The organism is Massilia sp. BHUDP2 (genome assembly GCF_046236355.1).
Lineage (GTDB): Bacteria > Pseudomonadota > Gammaproteobacteria > Burkholderiales > Burkholderiaceae_D > Telluria > Telluria varians.
Genome location: NZ_JBJUVW010000001.1, coordinates 1,728,454 through 1,744,724, shown reverse-complemented (window position 1 = coordinate 1,744,724; position 16,271 = coordinate 1,728,454). Strand labels below are relative to the sequence as shown.

Here is a 16,271-nt window from a genome sequence, read left to right as displayed (position 1 = left end):
GCCATGCCAGCCATCACCGACAATTATTCAGGCGCCATGATCTCGCTGCTGGTGTTCGTTTCCGTCCTGCTCGCCCTTGAAGCTCTGTACCTGGTCTGGCGTTCGCGCCGGGGTGTCGCCGCCAGGCGCCTGCGCCAGCGTCTCGACGCACTGGCAAAGGCGCCCGATGCCGGAACGGTCGGGCTCCACCGTCAACGCAAGCTGAGCGATGTTTCCAGCCTGGGCCGCGTGCTCGAGAGGGTTCCGCTGGCCCTGAGGCTGGAGCGCTTCCTTGGCCAGTCAGGCCTGCGCTGGACGGTCTCGGGCCTGGGACTGACCAGCCTTGCCGCCGGCATGGCCGTACTGGGGCTGGCGACTGTCGTGGCCCTTCCCCTGCCGACGGCCGGCTTGCTGGCGCTCGTGCTTGCGGCCCTGCCATGGGCCTGGGTCGGACGTGCGCGCCATCGGCGACTCGCCAGGTTCCAGCAACAGCTACCGGAAGCGCTCGAACTGATCGTTCGCGCCCTGCGCGCTGGCTATTCGCTGCCACTGGCGATCAAGCTGCTGGCCGACGAGATGCCTGACCCGATTTCCGGCGAATTCGGCATCGTGCACGAGCAGGTCAATTTCGGCGTGTCGATGCAGAAAGCCTTGCTGGGCCTGTGCGAACGCGTGCCGATCACCGACCTGCGCTTCCTCGTGGTGTCGATCCTGATCCAGCGCCAGTCGGGCGGCAATCTCACCGAGATCCTGAGCAACCTGGCGCGCCTGATCCGCGAGCGCTTCAAGCTGTACGGCCGGATCAAGGTACTGTCGTCCGAAGGCCGGATGTCGGCCTGGACACTGGGCCTGCTGCCACCCGGGATCGGCGCGGTCCTGAACCTGGCGAATCCGGAATTCATGTCGCGGCTCTGGACGGATCCCCTGGGAGTCGGGATCCTGCAATCGATGCTGTTCATGACCTTTCTGGGCGCCATGGTCATGGTATGGATCGTGAAAATCCGGGTCTAGGGGAGAACGCCATGTCACTGCCCATCATCGTCTTTCTCGCCGTCACCTGCGGCCTGCTAGCAGCATACTTCTGGCTGACCCCGACGGTGGTCGACCAGCGCGTCGATTCGCTTGCTGCGAAGCGCCCTGGCGCAAGCTGGACCGCCCGCGTTGCCGACGTCGTCAGCCCATTCGCGAAACTGTCGCGGCCTGACGAAGCCTGGGAAGGCTCCAGCCTGCGCATCCGCTTCCTCAACGCCGGTATCCGCTCGGCCAAGGCCCCGCTCGTGTTCTTCGGGTTGAAGACCCTGTTGCCGCTCGCATTTGCCGCCGGCAGCTTCGTCATGCTGAGGGCGAATACCAATGCCAGCGGCATGACCCTCTTGCTGGGGGTGATGCTTACCGCCCTGGCCGGCTGCTACCTGCCCAACCTGCTGCTGTCGCTGACGGCGCGACGCAGGAAGCGCGCGATCTTCGAAGACTTTCCCGATACGGCCGACCTGTTGCTGGTGTGCGTCGAGGCGGGACTGGGCCTGGATGCGGGCATGAGCCGCGTCGCAGAAGAAGTGATGGACAAAAGCCCCGCGCTTGCGGAAGAACTACACCTGACCAACCTCGAGATGCGTGCCGGCAGCACCCGCGAAGCCGCTCTGCGCAACCTGGCGCTGCGCACCAACGTGGAGGAACTGGGTTCGTTCGCGACGATGCTGACCCAGGCCGACCGCTTCGGCGCCTCGGTGGGCGATGCGCTGCGCGTATTTTCGGACGACTTGCGGCACAAGCGCTTCATCCGGGCCGAAGAAAAGGCCGCCAGGATTCCGACCAAGATGCTGTTTCCGCTGGTGCTGTTCATTTTTCCATCGGTGTTCCTGGTCGTGCTGGGACCGGCAGTCATCCAGATCATCCGGACCATCGGTCCCATGCTCAAGGCCGGCGGCTGAACCGCTCAGGCCGCATGCACCCCAGCCAGTGCGCCTGGCGCCGGCTGCGGTGCATAGCCGCAGTTCTGCGCATACATATAGAGGTCGAGGCGATTGCACACGCCCAACTTCTGGTAAATCGACGACAGGTGGTTGCGCAAGGTGGACTCGGAGATGAACAGCTGCCTGGCCAGGGTCTTGTTGGGGCGTGAGCGGCCGAGAATGACCGCATCGAGCACCTTGCGTTCACGCGGAGTCAGCCGTTCCAGGCCGGTAGCGCTCGGGGCGGCTTCCTGTTTGCTTGCGCGGCGGATCTCACTCAGGATCAGGTTGGCTGTCTCCCGGCCAAACCAGAGATCGCCTGCATGGGTTTTCTCGATTGCCTTGATCACCTCCTCCGCGCTCGACTTGCGCGTCAGGACGCCATGGGCGCCGCAACGTACCGATCGCTCAAGCTTGTCGGCGCCAGCATCGTCCAACAGCAGCAAGGTACGGCAACCGTTGATCAACACGTCGGGCAACCTTCCCTGCCCATCCATTCGTGCAAGCTCGAAGCGCATCAAGACGAGGTCGGGCGTGGCGATGGAGAGCCTGTCGATGGCGTCGTCCTGCGTGGCAACGACGCTCACCACGTCCATCATCGGTCGATGACTGCTGATAAGTTTACACAAAGCCCACAACATCAACTGATGACTTTCGACCAGAAGAACCCTGATGGGTTGTTGAAAGCTCACGTGCATAACGCCACCTCGTTATCAGGCGAATGGCAGGCAGTCGCCTCCCCGTACGCCGTTTCTTATAGACATAGTGGTCTGATCAAGTAGTCCTCTAGCGCAGACACGTGTAAATACTACTCCTAGCGAGCTCATGCAAGGCACATAAGTGCTCTTGAATAACTAACAGTCGAGATAGTGTGGTAACGACGCCGCACTTCGATTCTGGTTGAAAACAAGCGATGCGGCGAAGCAGTATTCATGACCAGCGAGGTGCGGATTTCACTACCCTTATGACTTAACGTGGTGCAATAAGGTAGGCGCTGCTATGTGCGCAGCGTTTGCCAACGTAATTCGAGCGTTGCCGATACGCTGCGTATGCTCTCGCGATCCCAGTTCGACACCTTGCGCGATTACTCCTGGCAGCTTGATCTAGCCGGGCACGGCGAATTCCTGGACGGCAGCAGGCTGCAGTGCATTCCAAGACGATCTCGAAAACGCCTGACAGCAATAACGACCGGCATGCCGGATCACCGACGCATCAATGCGGCGCATTGTTCCGTCCGGTACTAAACTCAAGCGCCCTTGGCCTGGAATTCCGAAGAAGCGATATCGGCCAGGTCGCACAGCGCCTGCAGTTCGGCAGAGCGCAGGCGGCGCGGTTCGCGGTCGATCACGCACAAGGTCCCCATCGGCAGGCCGGAACGGTCGCGCAGCGGCACGCCCGCATAGAAGCGGATGTGCGGCTCGGCCAGTACCAACGGGTTCTCGCGGAAGCGCTCGTCGGTGGCGGCGTCTTCGACCATGAAGGGCGCATCCTGCAGGATGGCGTGCGAGCAGAAGGCCCATTCGCGCGGCGTCTCCTGCGGCCCCAGGCCGACGCGCGCCTTGAACCACTGGCGACGCGCGGTCAGCAGCGACACCAAGGCGATCGGCGAGGCCGTGACGGTGGCCGCCAGGCGCACGATGCGGTTGAAGCGCTCTTCCTGCGGGCTGTCGACCAGCCTGGACGCCGCGAGCGCCGCCAAGCGGCGCGGCTCATCGGCGATGGTCGGATAGGTTTCGTCCCCCTGCAGCAGGAATTCCGGATCGGTCGGCGCCTGCACCAGCGTTTCGCCGGAAAGCGCGCCCGACAAGGGTCCTGCACGGTCCAGCATGGCCTGGATCGTACTTTGACGGGTACGCCGATGGCCCCCCGGGGTTTTCCACGAGGGGATGGCGCCGCTCTCCATCCATAACTGAACGGTGCTGGTTGCGACGCCCAGCATGCGCGCCGCGGCACTGGTAGTGAGGATCGGGTCTTCTTCGGTGAACTTGCTCTGCATTAGCGGTCCTGGTTATCCGTCCAAGTATACCCGAAATGACGAAATCCCTCATTTAAAACACGCATTCTAGAGATGAGTTTCAGAATATACACAATTAACTCAAATTCAGTTGCCAATAAGAAATTATACATACATACTCTTGCGCAATATTTAAGCAGATTCAATTAGTCAGTTACTAACTTTTCGTTCATTTACCTGAAAAGGCCATCATGCATTTCTTCCAGCGCGCGAGCATTGCAACCAGGCTGAGCACGGCATTTGCCCTGATTTTGTCGCTCACGCTCATTCTCGCGGCATTCTCGGTGTCGCGCGTGAACAGCATCGAACGTGCGCTGCACAGCTTTGACTCGGTCAGGAACAGCGAACTCGAACCCCTGTATGCCGCACGCGAAGCGCTGGCCCAGACCGGCATCGCGGCGCGCAATGCCTACATCTTCCAGGACGACGCCGCGGCACGGCGCGAGCTCGACCTGGTCGACGCGCGCAAGGCCGAGTACCTGGCTGCCCTCGCCCGCCTCGACCCGGTCCTGCGCGACAACGCGCAGTACGGCAAGGTGCGCGAGGGCATGCTGGCCATGGCACGCGAGCTGGAACGGCCCCGCGCCTATCGGGCGAGCGGCGACATGGAAGGCTTCGGCCGCTTCCTGGTCGAGGAATGCAGCCCGCTGCGCCGGAGCATCGTGGCCGACATCGACGTGCTGCTGAAGGGGTTGCAGGCGCGGACCGCCGAGGCCGTCCGGCTTGCCAAGGCCGAGGCCGCGGGCACGCGCTACTGGATCACCGGCCTGAGCATGCTGGCCGTGGTCCTGTGCGTGCTGGTGGCGCTGGTGCTGGTGCGCAGCCTGCTGGCCCAGCTCGGCGGCGAACCGGCCTACGCCGCCCGGGTGGCGCGCGCCATCGCCGGCGGCGAGCTGCACCAGGCGGTGGACACGGCCCGCGCCCGGCCGTCCAGCCTGCTGTATGCGATGAGCGCGATGCGCGACGGCCTGAGCGGCATCGTCGGCAAGGTCCGCGGCGGCACCGACGCGATCGCCTCGGCATCGATCCAGATCGCTTCGGGCAATCTCGACCTGTCGACCCGCACCGAGACCCAGGCCGCCGCGCTGGCCGAGGTGGCGAGCGCGATGAAGCAGCTGATCGAGTCGGTGCGCCGGAACGCCGAGTACGCGGCGCAGGCCAGCCAGCTGGCCGGCACCGCGTCGAACATCTCGGTCAAGGGCGGCGCGGCGGTGGAGGAAGTGGTCGCCACGATGCAGCTGATCGACACCTCCTCGAAGAAGATCGTCGACATCATCGCCGTCATCGACGGTATCGCCTTCCAGACCAATATCCTGGCGCTGAACGCGGCGGTCGAAGCGGCGCGCGCCGGCGAACAGGGGCGTGGATTCGCCGTGGTGGCGAGCGAGGTGCGCAACCTGGCGCAGCGCTCCGCCGCGGCCGCCAGGGAGATCAAGGCGCTGATCGAGGACTCGGTGAGCAAGGTCGGCCTGGGCGCGGCGCTGGTGGGCGAAGCCGGCGAAACGATCCGCCAGGTGGTCGACGGCGTGCACCGCGTCACCGACATCATGGGCCACATCAGCAGCGCGACCGGCGCCCAGCGCGCCGACATCGAACGCGTGGACGACGCCATCGCGCGCCTGGACGAGATGACGGTCCAGAATGCGGCGCTGGTCGAACAGGCGGCAGCGGCGGCGCAGTCGCTGCGCCGGCAGGCGGCCGAGCTGGCGACGGTGGTGGATACCTTCCAGCTCGAGGAGGAAAGCTCGTCGGCGCGCCAGGCGGCGCGTCCGTGATCAGCCCGGGCCCGGGTGGTTGAACACCTGCCGCAGGTAGGCCAGGAAGGTCTCGTCGGTGCACATCGACTTGCCCGGCGTATCCGACAGCTTGGCCACCGGCTGTCCGTTGCAGTGGGTGAGCTTCATCACGATGTTCAGCGCCTGGTAGGGCGTGTCGTTGGTGAGCTTGGTGCCGATGCCGAAGCCCAGCATGGTGCGGTCGGCGAAGTGGCGATACAGGGAGAGCGCCTTGGGCACCGTGAGCGCGTCCGAGAACACCAGGCGCTTGCTGCGCGCATCGATGCGCAGTTTAGCGTAATGCGCCAGGGCCTTCTCGCCCCACTCCACCGGGTCGCCCGAATCGTGGCGCAGGCCGTCGAACAGCTTGGCGAAATACAGGTCGAAGTCGCGCAGGAAGGCGTCCATCCCGACCACGTCGGTGAGCGCGGTGCCCAGGTCGCCCCGGTATTCCTGCACCCAGTCTTCCAGCGCCGCCTTCTGGAAGTCGCGCAGGCGCACCCCGAAGGCCTGGTAGGCCTGCAGGTACTCGTGCGCCATGGTCCCGATCGGCACCAGGTTGTACTTGTGCGCCAGGTAGACGTTCGAGGTGCCCTTGAAGAACTGCGGCAGCTCGCGCGCCATGGTCTGCACCACCTCGTCGTGCCACTCGCCGGAGAAGCGCCGGCGCACGCCGAAGTCGAAGAACTCGAAAGGCGTGGCGCGCGGCGGCTCCTCCGCGAACGCGCGCAATTCGTCGATCTTCTGCCGCAGGCGCAGGCGCGCCTCGAGGATCGCAGCCTGCTGGTCGAAGCGGCGGAAGTACAACTCGTTGACGATGTAGAGCACGAAGATCTCGAAACCCATCACGTGCACCAAAGGACCGGTGGCGCGAATGCGCAGGTGCGGGCCGTCGGTCTCTACCTGGATGAACTTGCGCTGGAAGCGGAACAGCGTGAGGAAGTCGGCGAAGTCGCTCTTGATGAAGCGCAGGCTGCGCAGGTAGGCGACTTCGTGGTCTTCGAACAGCATCGAGCACAGGTGGTCGAGCTCGCGCTCCACGTCATCCTTGAGCTCGGCCAGCGGATAGGCCGGCTGGTTCCGGCACAGGAATTCGTATTCGCCGATCGCGTCCGGGTGGCTGTGCAGCAGCGCCTGCCACATGGTGAACTTGTACAGGTCGGTCTCTAGCAGGCTGCGGACGACGGGCTTCATCGGGCTCCTTCAGGCGGTGGCGGGATTTTTCTTGGTGCGCTTCTTCGGCGCCAGCATGGTGCCGGTGCAGCCGGGCGTGCCGCAGCGGCAGGCGAACAGCTTCTTGAGGGCCGGCGTGTGGCGCTCGTCGTAGATCAGGGCGTAATTGTAGTTCAGCTCTTCGCCAGGCGCGATGTCGCGCATCGCGTGGATGTAGACCCGCCCTTCGTCCTCGAAGGCTTCGCAGTTGGGCGAGCAGGCGTGGTTGATCCAGCGCGCCGCATTGCCGTGGCTGCCGCCATCGATCACGCGGCCGTCCGCCAGCGTGAAGTAGAAGGTGTGGTTGATCGGTCCGCCTGCCTCGGCCGCGCGCCGGGTCGCCTCGTCCCAGCTGATGCGTTCGCCCCGGTATTCGATGATGCGCTCGCCGGCGCCGATCGGCTTGAGCGCGAACACGCCGTTGCCGTGGACGGGAGACTTCCTGACTTCATAGGCCTTGGCGGCGGCAGTGCGGGCTCTGGTGCTCATCGGGTCCTTGTCTGGTATTGCATGTCGAGCACGTATTATGGAGCCAATCACTCCCGCGATGCCGCACATTTTGATGTGCCGCGACCCGGTCAGGCCGGCGCCGGCGCTTGCGGATCGCAGGGCAGCATCCCGGCGCTGGACGCCAGCCGCTCCGCGCTCCAGCCGTCGCCGAGCAGGATCATCCGGGTATGGAAATCGTCGCCCAGGCAGGGCGCGGCGCCTGGCGCCTGCTGGCGCAGCTTCTTGTCGCGCAGCGCCACGTACAGCAACTCGCGCCGCCGCGCCAGGGACAGCCAGAGCGCATGGGCGCCCGCCGACTGGCGCGCACCGCTGATCAGGCAGTTCCCGCCTTGCAGCCACCAGCGGTAGATGGCGGTCGCGATCCCCTTGCGCTGGTAGGGAGGCGCAAACTTGGAATGCGGCGCGCGCAGGTGGCGGTCGGCGCGCCGGTCCAGCTCGACCAGGCGGTTGAACACCGTGTAGCCCGCCAGGCGGCGCAGCTGCAGGTCTTCCGCATACACATAATGTTCACCGTCGGCCTCGCGGTGGCGGAACACCAGAGCGGGATATTCGCCGGGCGCCACCGGCACGGTGGCCATCCCGTGCAGCCGGTGGCCGGGGCGCTGCATGCGGCGGTACAGTTCATCGAGTTCGCGCCCCAGGTCGTCGGGGCGATGCACCACGTCGATCCGCAGTTCCGCGGGACGCTGCCAGGCCCAGCCGAAGCCCGGTGCCAGGATGCTAGCCATCGGCAGCTCCGCAGCGCGGCACCCAATGGCCGCTCAGCAGCTGGCGTGGCCGTTCGCTCGCGTGCACCTGCGCGCTGCAGTCCCAGCGGTCCTGCTGGATCGCGAGACCGGCGAACACGCCGTAGCCTTCCCCGGCACGGATCTCTTCGCCGGCCAGCAGGCTTTCGCCGGCCCGGATCGCCCCCGCGGCCACCAGGGCGCCATTGGCCTTGATGCCCCAGGCGGCTTCGAGATGCCCGCCGCTCTCGATGCTGCCGCCCGATTCGATGCCGCGGCCGGCGCGAATGTCCGCCTGCCCCGTGATCGCACCGCCGGCGCGGATGCCCTGCTCGCAGCGCGCCGGGCCGCCCAGCACGATCTCGTGTCCGGCGCTGCAGTCGCCATCGAGGGACAGCGTGCCGCCGCAGGCGATGTCCCAGCCGGCCCGCAGGGAACCGGCCACGCGCATGTCGCCCAGCACATGGATGCCCCAGCCGGCGTCGACGCCGCCCCCGGCCGTGAGCGTGCCGGCGCACTGGATGCCGCCGCCGGCGCGGATGTCGTCGCCGCCTTCGATCGACTGGCCGGCGCGGATGCCGCCGCCGGCGCGGATGGCGCCGCCGGTCCTGAGCACGGTGTCGATCTCGATGTTGCCCTTCACCTCGAGCAAGCCGGCGAACACCAGGGCCTCGGCCTCGATCGCGTCGACCGTCATCACCGCCGAGCTCGGGCCGAACTGCGCCAGCAGCCAGCAAGCGTCGTCCACCCGTCCGGCGGCGACCAGGGCGTCGAGCAGGGGCTGGTAGTCGCTGCCCTGCGCGTGGTGTTGCAGGAACCAGCGGAAGCCTTCCGCGCAGGGACGCTTCGTCTTGATGAAATTCTTGTTCAGATCCATGTGATTCTCTTCGTGCATAGAACGGCCGGCCGCGCTGCGACAGCGCGCGGCCGGCGGCAGTATCGGTGAAATCGGCGGGGCTGCCTATTCGCCCGGGTCCGTACGGGAAACCCTTAGAGGCGCGGCTAGGCTGCGGGGGTCAGGCCGGCAGGCAACGCCAGGATGTCGCAGTCGGAGCGGGCCAGCGCCTCGCCGACCAGGCTGCGCAGGAACACGCGCCGCAGCCGCGCCGTCCGCTCGTTCGGCAGCACCAGCAGGTCGGGCTGCAGGCGCCGCTCCGCATACTGGAGCACGGTGGGCGCGTAGCCATGCTCGACGATGCGCACGACGCCGTCGGGCGCGCCCATGCCTTGCAGGGCGTCTTCGCGCTGCTGCTGGACGAAGGCCTCGATCCGGTCTTCGCCGGCGCCGGAGGCGCGCAGCTGGTTCTCGCCCTTGCGCTCGAGCGCCGCCAGCAGCACGATCTCGGCCCCGGGCGCGACGCCGCCGAGGTGGGCGAGCGTCTCGGTGATGGAAATGGCGGGGTCGACCAGCACCAGGGCGCGCCGATAGGCAGGCGCGGCGTCGCGCCGGACCATCAGCACCGGATGTGCGGCGCCGTGCGCGATGCCTGGTGCGAGGCGCAAGGCATGGCGGCCCGGGCCCCAGGCGCGGTACGCTTCGACCACGCTCAGGCGCGCCTGGCCGAAGCGCTTGAACAGCTCGGCCCCGCTGCGCGGCACGCTGCGGTGGGCTTCGACCTCGAACAGAAATCCGGTCTGGCGCTCGACCAGCTGGGCGAGCTGCTCCAGGCGTTCGCGCTGGTGCCGCGCGCAGGCCTCGGCGCTCATGCCGCGCACGAGATGCTGGAGACCGTAATGATGGAAGTGCACCAGCAGGCCCCGCTCTCCACGCTGCTGCGCGAGGCAGGCGGCGCGGCGCGCCACCTGCACGGTCCTGTCGGACCATTCGGCCGCAACCAGCGTCCAGTCGCGCGCCGCGCCCTCCTTCGTCATCTCCATCGGTCCTCCAGGGCGCCCAGTGCGCTCCCTGCGCATCGACGGCTGCCCGACGCCTCCAGTATAATGAGGCGCCGATGCCACCACATCCGCAGCCCGCGTAAGGAAAGCCCTTAGCCTGGCGCGCCCGACACGACGGGGCGCATCCGAGGAATCCGCCATGTTCGATCTCCGTGCCGTCCGCGCCGCCTGGCTCGGCGGTGCTTTCTGCCTTGCCTATGTCGCCCTGGACGTGACCAGCGGTCCCGAGGCGCGCCACCAGACCATCGCCCCGGTCTGGCACCCCGCGGCGGGCCTGGCGCTGTTCCTGGTCCTGCGCTGCGGGCGCCGGGCGGCCCTGCCGCTGGTCCTGGCCGCCCTGCTGGCGGCCGCGATCACCCCGGCCCTGCCGGCGCGCCCGGCATTCTCGCTGCTCATCGGGCTGCTGCCCCCGGCCATCTACCTGGCCGTGGGCACGGCAATGCGCCGCCACCTGCCCGGCAGCGCCTTCCATGCGAGCCACCAGGGCCTGCTGCTGTGGGCGGTGTTCGCCACCATGGGCAGCCTGGCCGGCGCCCTCGCCTACGCCAGCCTGCTGCACGGGCCGGAGGTGTTCGCCACGCGCGGATGGCTGGACGTGGTGGCGCGCTATGCGATCGCCGAGACCGCCGGCATGCTGGTGGTGGTGCCGATCTGCCAGTTCCTGCTCGACGAGGAGCTGCGCGCGGCCTACCTCGGCCGGATCCTGCGCTGGGAAACCGCCGCCTACATCGCCCTGATGGCCGCGGTGCTGGCGGTGGCGCTGCAGCGGCCCGCGCCGGAATCGCTGGCCTACTACCTCCTGATCCTGCCGCTGGCCTGGTCGGCCGCGCGCCAGGGCATGGCCGGCGCGGTCACGGCCGCCCTGGTGCTCGAGATCGGCGTCACCGTGGCCTCGCTGCGCCCGATCGCCTACGCCGCGCAGATGCCGAACGTGCAGATGCTGGTGCTCACCCTGACCCTGTCCGGTTTCCTGATCGGCATCGCCGTCGACGTCGCGCGCCGCGCCAGTCACGAGCTGCGCCATTCGCTGCGGCTGGCGGCGGCCGGCGAGATGGCGGGCGCGGTCGCGCATGAACTGAACCAGCCGCTGACCGCGCTGTCCATGTACGGCAGCGCCTGCGAGCGCCTGATGGCGCGCGGCGACAGCGAGGAACTGCTGCAGAAGACCATCCGCGCCATGGTCGCGGAATCGCAGCGCGCCTCGGAGGTGCTCAAGCGCCTGCGCGAGTTCTTCCGTACCGGGACCACCTCGCTCGCGCCGGTGGCCCTGCCCGCGCTGGTGGGCGACATGCTCGCTTCCTTCGCCGACCAGGCGGCCCGGGAAGGGGTGCGCCTGGAAGCGGGGCCGCTGCCCGACGCCTGCGTGCTGGGCGACCGGGTGCAGCTCGAGATCGTGCTGCGCAACCTGCTGTCGAACGCCATCCATGCGGTGGCCTCGATGCCGGCGGGCGTCGAGCGCCGGATCGCGCTGGACGCCGGCGTCGAAGGCGGATCGGTGTGGATCCGCATCGCCGACAACGGCCCGGGCATCGCCGACAAGATCCGGGCGCGCCTGTTCGAACCCTTCATCTCGCTGAAGTCCAGCGGCCTGGGCCTGGGACTGGCGATCAGCCGCGCCATCATCGAGACCCACGGCGGCGCACTCAGCGTCGAACCGGGGCGCCACGCCATCCTGAGAATCACCCTGCCGGCCCACAGCGAGGACGGCGAAAGGACCTCCTGACATGAACCGCAACCAGACCGTGTACATCGTCGACGACGATGCCGCCGTGCGCGACGCGCTCGGCCTGCTGCTGAGCCTGCATGGCTACCGGACTGCCTTCTTCTCCGACGCGGACTCGTTCCTGCGCGCGTGGACGAGCGAGGCCAGCGGATGCCTGCTGCTCGACATCCGCATGCCGGGAGTGGATGGATTGAGCCTGCAGAAGAAGCTGCGCGAACTGGGCAGCCGCCTGCCGGTCCTGATCATCACCGGCCATGGCGACGTCCATTCGGCGCGCGAAGCCTTCCGTTCGGAAGCCGTGGATTTCCTGGAAAAGCCGCTGCAGGAAGGGCCGCTGGTCGCGGCCATCGAAGAAGCGCTGGCGCGGGCGGCGCAGCCGGGCGCCGGCCAGGCTTCGCCCGAGTACCTGAAACGCCACGCCAGCCTGACCCCGCGCGAGCGCGAGGTGATGGAGCTGGTCGTGGCGGGGCGGCACAACCGCGAGATCGCCGAGGAACTCGGGATCAGCGTGCGCACCGTGGAAGTGCACAAGTCGCGGGTGATGGAGAAACTGCAGGTGGATTCGATCGCGGACCTGGTCCGCCAGCACCTGCAGAACCCGATCGGGTAGTCAGGCCGCGCGCAGCGCCTCGCCCTGCGCGGCAGTCAGCGCGCCGCCCGGCTGCGCCACCGCTACCTCGCCGAACAGCAGCTGCCCGGCCAGCAGCGCCGCCAGGGCGGCCGCCATGGTCTTGAGCACCGTGCGCCGCCATTGCGCATTGCGCTCCACTAGGTGCTTCGCCAGGCGCCGCTTGCTGCGCCGCTCCATTCGCTGTTCCATCCGCTGCTTGGCGCGCAGCGCCGCATCCCGGCCAAACAATCCCGGTCGATACATTGACATTCCGTCCTCCAGTTCGCCCCTGCTGCGGGGCATTCATCATGTCGCGGCGCTGGGCCGCGGGTCGTCGTCGCAAGGGGGCTCGGGAGCTGCGTAGTAGCGGGCCGGAAGGCCGCGCCGGCGCAATCCCGAGCTCAGGCGAGGCCGGCGTGGCCTCGCATCCGGCGCAACCGGTACATGACGATGGGAGTGACAGGAATCATGCCGTCAGCCGTGCCTGCGTGCCAGCGCCGCGTCGAGCTGGCGGCCGGCCAGCACCAGGCCTTCGCGCAGGGCGGCCGCGTCGCCCGTGCGCACCGCCAGCGCGGCTTCGAGCGCATCCCGGAACGGCAGCAGGGCCAGGGCCAGGTCCTGGTGTCCATACCGGGCCGCGAGCGCGAGATCGGCCGTGGCGCGCCGCCGTGCATGGCCGACTTCCTCCATTGCCCCATCCAGCTGGCGCTGCAGCGCCGCGATCCGGCGTCCGGTCGCGGCGATGCGTTCCTCGATGCCGTTCTCGGTGCGGGGAGCGTCTTGCGGGTGGAACGACCCGGCACAGTTCATCTCGGTCATGGGCTTCTCCTTTCCGGTGGGTTGCAAACTGGGTGGTATGGGGCCGGCGGCGGCATGCGCGCCGGCGCGTCCACCCCGACGATGTCGACCAGCATGGAGCGCGCGTTCGGCAGCTCGATCTCCACGCTGCAGCCTTCGGCATGCCCGAGCAACCCCAGCGCCAAGGGCGACAGGATGGTCACCCGCGCCAGCAGGGCGTTGGCGTCATACGGGCAGGCAATCACGATCGAACTCAGCTCGCGCGCGCCGTCCGAGCGGTAATGGACCGTTGCCCCCAGCGACACGTGGCGCGGCGCGGCGTCGGTCTCGGGCAGCGGCAGGGACGAAGCGAGCAAGGCCGCGAGCTTGCGTCCGGACGGGTCGCGCACCTCCGCACCGATGCCCTGTTCGCGTGCGAACCGATGGAGGATCGCCAGGTCATGCTGGCTCAGGTAATGCTTGTTGCACATACAATGCCTTTCCCAGCCCGGAGTAGGCTGGCCGACAGTCAGGAAACCGGACGGGCGCCGGAAGGTTCAAGCCGCACGCGCAGGCGGCAGCAACAGCAGGTCGCACTCGGTGCGGGCCAGCAGTGCGCGCAGGCGCGCGCGCCAGCGCCACGCCGCCCAGAGGCCGCCGCCATAGGCCAGCACCAGCAGGTCCGGGCGGGCCATGGCGGCATGCGCCGCGACCGCCGCGTGCCACGGCTCGCGCAGCACCATGAGCACCGGGCGCACCTCGCGCGCCGGCAACTGCGCGGCGAAGCGCCACAGCGCGGCGCGCGCCGCGCCTTCGCTGCGGCGGCGGCAGGCGTCGAGCGTGGCGTCGCCGACACCCGCCATGCGCATGCTGCCTGCGCCGCCGACGCGGCAGCCGTGCAGCAGCGTGAAGCGCATGCGCGGCAGCGTGCGCATCGCCAGGCGCAGGCTGTCCAGGGAGGACGGCGACAAGTCCGTCGGGAACAGCGCATGGCCGTCGCGGCGCTCGAGGGACTGCCGGCCGGTGCGCACCAGCAGCACGGCGCCCGCACCGGCACGCAGCGCCGCCAGCGCGCGCCCGGCGTTATGCCTTACCGGCCAGCACGGGTGTGCCTGCCAGTGGAGCACCTGCATCTCGCCCGCGGCCGAAGCGGCGGCGGGGTGTCGGGTGAGGCCGCCCTGCGGCATGGTGGTGGTATCCACATCATTCCTCCTCGATCACATCGCCATGGCCGCGGCCTCGCGCCGCGCCTGCGCAGCCGCATCCGGGCTGCTTGCATCCGCTCGATTCCACTTCATGTCCATTCCTTCTTCGATTGATTCACGCCGCCAGTCGGCGGTCACTACCGTCGCCCTGCCGGTCCGGTCCGACCAGGAGGTCGCATGCGCCCTCGTCCATCAGTTTTTGCATCACGTTGGTGCTGGACAGCCGCGCGCCGGGATGGCAGGCGCCCCGGCCCAGCACCAGCAGGTCGGCCTGCTGGCGCCGCACGCAGTCGCGGATGACCTCGTATGCGCGGCCGGCGTGCACTTCGCGCCGCCCCGGGGGCACGTCGTGCAGGAACAGCTCGACGAATTCGTCGAGCTTCCTGCGCGCTGCTTCCCAGCCCTGCTCCCGGTAGGAGCGGATCACGCGCGGCGGCAGCTCCAGCTCGCGCATCATGGCGGTCTCGGGCTGCTGGAAGGCGTGCACGAACACGAAACGGGCGTTCGGCGCCAGGAGCGCGGCCGTGCGCGCCGCCGCCAGCGAAGCGCGCGAAAAATCGGTCGCCACCACCACGTTGCGGTAATCGTGGCGCGGCTCTCCGTGCACCAGCAGCACGGCGCCGCGGCACAGGCGCACGACATCGGCGTCACGCGAGGGCCGCGCCCACAGCGGCAGGCGCGGCCTCCCGCTGCCCGCCATCAGCGTCAGGTCGGCCTGGATGTTGTCGGCCGTGACCGCGATCACGTCGGCCGGATGGCCGCGCCGGACCATCCATACCTTGTCCAGCTCGTCCGGGGGCGGGAAGCTGCCGAGCGCCCTGGCTTCGCCATCGACCAGCGCCCTGAGCCTGCCGCCATCCACCTGGACGTGGCTGTAGGCGGTGGTGGGGCGCAGGCCGTTGCCGGCGCGCTTGACGGCCAGCACGTCGAAGGCCTCGACGCCCAGCGCGGGCGCCAGCAGCGAGGCGCGCATTTCCACGCGGCCGGGATGGGCCTGGTGTATCGCGAGCAAGATCCGGTCGATTCTACGCACGGTGTCCTCCATGAATGCTATCCTCCGGCGTGCCAAGTGCCGGCGCGCTGGCCGGCTCCTCATGCCCGTAGCGCTCGGCCTGTGCGAGTCCGGCGGCCGCGCGCCCGCGCGTGTGGGCCAGCCCGGCAAGCGCTTCATCCAGCCGCCGCTGCAAGGCCGCGATACGCTGGCCGGCGGCCGCGATGCGCTCTTCGATGCCGGGCTTGCGCCCCGGCGCTGGCTTGTGCTGGATATCGGTCATGGCTTCTCCTTCAAGCGTTGGTGAGAGAGGATGGATGGTCCGGCGCGCCGGGCGCGGCCGGACTCAGGCCGGCAGGGCCGCGGGCGGCTGCACCTCGACGATTTCCAGGCGCAGGGTGCGCCCGAGGGCCAGGTCGACGTCGACGGTGCAGCCCTCGGCGTGGCCGAGCAGGCCCAGCGCAAGCGGGGCCAGCACCGAAACACGCGGCGTCATGGCTTGCGCATCCTGCGGACAGGCGATGACGACGGTATCCAGGTCGGCGCCGCCCCGGGTGCGTTCATGGATGGCGGTGCCGCAGGCGGCGACGCGGTAGCGCACGCTCGCGCCGAGCGAGACGCGGCGCTCGCCGCCGTCGCTATCGCCGTTGGGAAGCGTGCGCGATACCGCGGTCAGGTGCGCGAGGCGGCGCACGGCGGCCTCGACCCGGCCCGGGTCGGCCGATCGTGCCCGCACGAAGCGTGTCAGGACAGCCAGGTCGTGCTGGCTGAGGTAAGTAGTGGTGCACATGGCTTGCCTTTCCCAGCCCGTTCGGGCTGGCCAATAGGAACGAATGGCGTGCCGCGGCAAATGCATCCGCATATGCGCAGCGCTTCAGACGATGCTTTGGAGGGGGCTCGGG

19 protein-coding genes are annotated in these 16,271 nt (G+C 68.3%); 5 read left to right on the top strand and 14 right to left on the bottom strand.

All coding sequences use genetic code 11. From position 1 onward, the window contains the following. Window positions 1-3 precede the first annotated feature (3 nt). Both ACK6C6_RS07860 and ACK6C6_RS07855 read left to right on the top strand, forming a co-directional pair. Entirely contained in the window at window positions 4-990 is a 987-nt protein-coding gene (locus ACK6C6_RS07860; protein ID WP_409266731.1) for a type II secretion system F family protein, read from the top strand. Window positions 991-1,001: 11 nt separating this feature from the next. Next, complete coding sequence (locus ACK6C6_RS07855; RefSeq protein WP_409266730.1) at window positions 1,002-1,910, top strand: type II secretion system F family protein; 909 nt, start codon at window positions 1,002-1,004, stop codon at window positions 1,908-1,910. Between the two features lie 5 nt (window positions 1,911-1,915). Here the strand turns inward: ACK6C6_RS07855 and ACK6C6_RS07850 are convergent, their stop codons facing one another. Beyond that, the gene (locus ACK6C6_RS07850; RefSeq protein WP_409266728.1) at window positions 1,916-2,623 is read right to left on the bottom strand and encodes a response regulator transcription factor; all 708 of its coding nucleotides are present in this window, start codon (window positions 2,621-2,623) and stop codon (window positions 1,916-1,918) included. Window positions 2,624-3,177: 554 nt separating this feature from the next. Continuing rightward, window positions 3,178-3,927: a GAF domain-containing protein gene (locus ACK6C6_RS07845; protein ID WP_409266726.1), complete on the bottom strand. Its 750-nt coding sequence runs from the start codon at window positions 3,925-3,927 to the stop codon at window positions 3,178-3,180. 209 nt (window positions 3,928-4,136) lie between these two features. Here ACK6C6_RS07845 and ACK6C6_RS07840 point away from each other — a divergent pair, with 209 nt between their 5' ends. Continuing rightward, window positions 4,137-5,720, top strand: coding sequence for a methyl-accepting chemotaxis protein (locus ACK6C6_RS07840; protein ID WP_409266725.1), 1,584 nt, complete (start codon window positions 4,137-4,139; stop codon window positions 5,718-5,720). On the opposite strand, the gene pncB is transcribed toward ACK6C6_RS07840, so the two are convergent. The 5 genes from pncB to ACK6C6_RS07815 all read right to left on the bottom strand — a co-directional run bounded on the left by pncB (window position 5,721) and on the right by ACK6C6_RS07815 (window position 10,045). After that, entirely contained in the window at window positions 5,721-6,914 is a 1,194-nt protein-coding gene (pncB, locus tag ACK6C6_RS07835) for a nicotinate phosphoribosyltransferase (RefSeq protein ID WP_409266724.1), read from the bottom strand. A gap of 9 nt (window positions 6,915-6,923) precedes the next feature. Further along, window positions 6,924-7,421, bottom strand: a complete 498-nt coding sequence (locus tag ACK6C6_RS07830) for an SET domain-containing protein-lysine N-methyltransferase (protein ID WP_209586232.1) — start codon at window positions 7,419-7,421, stop codon at window positions 6,924-6,926. Between the two features lie 89 nt (window positions 7,422-7,510). Then, the gene (locus ACK6C6_RS07825; protein ID WP_209586231.1) at window positions 7,511-8,170 is read right to left on the bottom strand and encodes an N-acetyltransferase; all 660 of its coding nucleotides are present in this window, start codon (window positions 8,168-8,170) and stop codon (window positions 7,511-7,513) included. Beyond that, entirely contained in the window at window positions 8,163-9,044 is an 882-nt protein-coding gene (locus tag ACK6C6_RS07820) for a hypothetical protein (RefSeq protein WP_409266723.1), read from the bottom strand. The genes ACK6C6_RS07825 and ACK6C6_RS07820 overlap by 8 nt, the downstream gene beginning before the upstream one ends. A gap of 125 nt (window positions 9,045-9,169) precedes the next feature. Then, a complete protein-coding gene (locus tag ACK6C6_RS07815) occupies window positions 9,170-10,045 on the bottom strand; it encodes a universal stress protein (RefSeq protein WP_409266722.1) in 876 nt (291 codons plus the stop codon). 157 nt (window positions 10,046-10,202) lie between these two features. Here ACK6C6_RS07815 and ACK6C6_RS07810 point away from each other — a divergent pair, with 157 nt between their 5' ends. Next, the gene (locus tag ACK6C6_RS07810; protein WP_292037782.1) at window positions 10,203-11,786 is read left to right on the top strand and encodes an ATP-binding protein; all 1,584 of its coding nucleotides are present in this window, start codon (window positions 10,203-10,205) and stop codon (window positions 11,784-11,786) included. Between the two features lies 1 nt (window position 11,787). Next, on the top strand, window positions 11,788-12,396 hold the full coding sequence (locus tag ACK6C6_RS07805) for a response regulator transcription factor (protein WP_409266721.1): 609 nt from the start codon (window positions 11,788-11,790) through the stop codon (window positions 12,394-12,396). Here the strand turns inward: ACK6C6_RS07805 and ACK6C6_RS07800 are convergent, their stop codons facing one another. From ACK6C6_RS07800 to ACK6C6_RS07770, 7 genes are all read right to left on the bottom strand, one after another. After that, window positions 12,397-12,666, bottom strand: coding sequence for a hypothetical protein (locus ACK6C6_RS07800; RefSeq protein ID WP_409266720.1), 270 nt, complete (start codon window positions 12,664-12,666; stop codon window positions 12,397-12,399). Window positions 12,667-12,870: 204 nt separating this feature from the next. Next, a complete protein-coding gene (grpE, locus tag ACK6C6_RS07795) occupies window positions 12,871-13,215 on the bottom strand; it encodes a nucleotide exchange factor GrpE (protein WP_409266719.1) in 345 nt (114 codons plus the stop codon). Further along, window positions 13,212-13,664, bottom strand: coding sequence for a GreA/GreB family elongation factor (locus ACK6C6_RS07790; RefSeq protein ID WP_409266717.1), 453 nt, complete (start codon window positions 13,662-13,664; stop codon window positions 13,212-13,214). Before ACK6C6_RS07790 ends, grpE begins: the two co-directional genes overlap by 4 nt. Window positions 13,665-13,730: 66 nt before the next feature. Beyond that, window positions 13,731-14,375, bottom strand: a complete 645-nt coding sequence (locus ACK6C6_RS07785; RefSeq protein ID WP_409266716.1) for a hypothetical protein — start codon at window positions 14,373-14,375, stop codon at window positions 13,731-13,733. A 118-nt stretch (window positions 14,376-14,493) separates the two neighbouring features. Then, window positions 14,494-15,423, bottom strand: coding sequence for a universal stress protein (locus ACK6C6_RS07780; RefSeq protein ID WP_409266715.1), 930 nt, complete (start codon window positions 15,421-15,423; stop codon window positions 14,494-14,496). Further along, window positions 15,404-15,652 carry a hypothetical protein gene (locus ACK6C6_RS07775; protein ID WP_409266714.1) on the bottom strand — a complete coding sequence of 83 codons (249 nt, stop codon included), beginning with the start codon at window positions 15,650-15,652 and terminating at the stop codon, window positions 15,404-15,406. The genes ACK6C6_RS07780 and ACK6C6_RS07775 overlap by 20 nt, the downstream gene beginning before the upstream one ends. Window positions 15,653-15,715: 63 nt before the next feature. Then, on the bottom strand, window positions 15,716-16,159 hold the full coding sequence (locus ACK6C6_RS07770; protein ID WP_409266713.1) for a GreA/GreB family elongation factor: 444 nt from the start codon (window positions 16,157-16,159) through the stop codon (window positions 15,716-15,718). Between the last annotated feature and the right edge of the window lie 112 nt (window positions 16,160-16,271).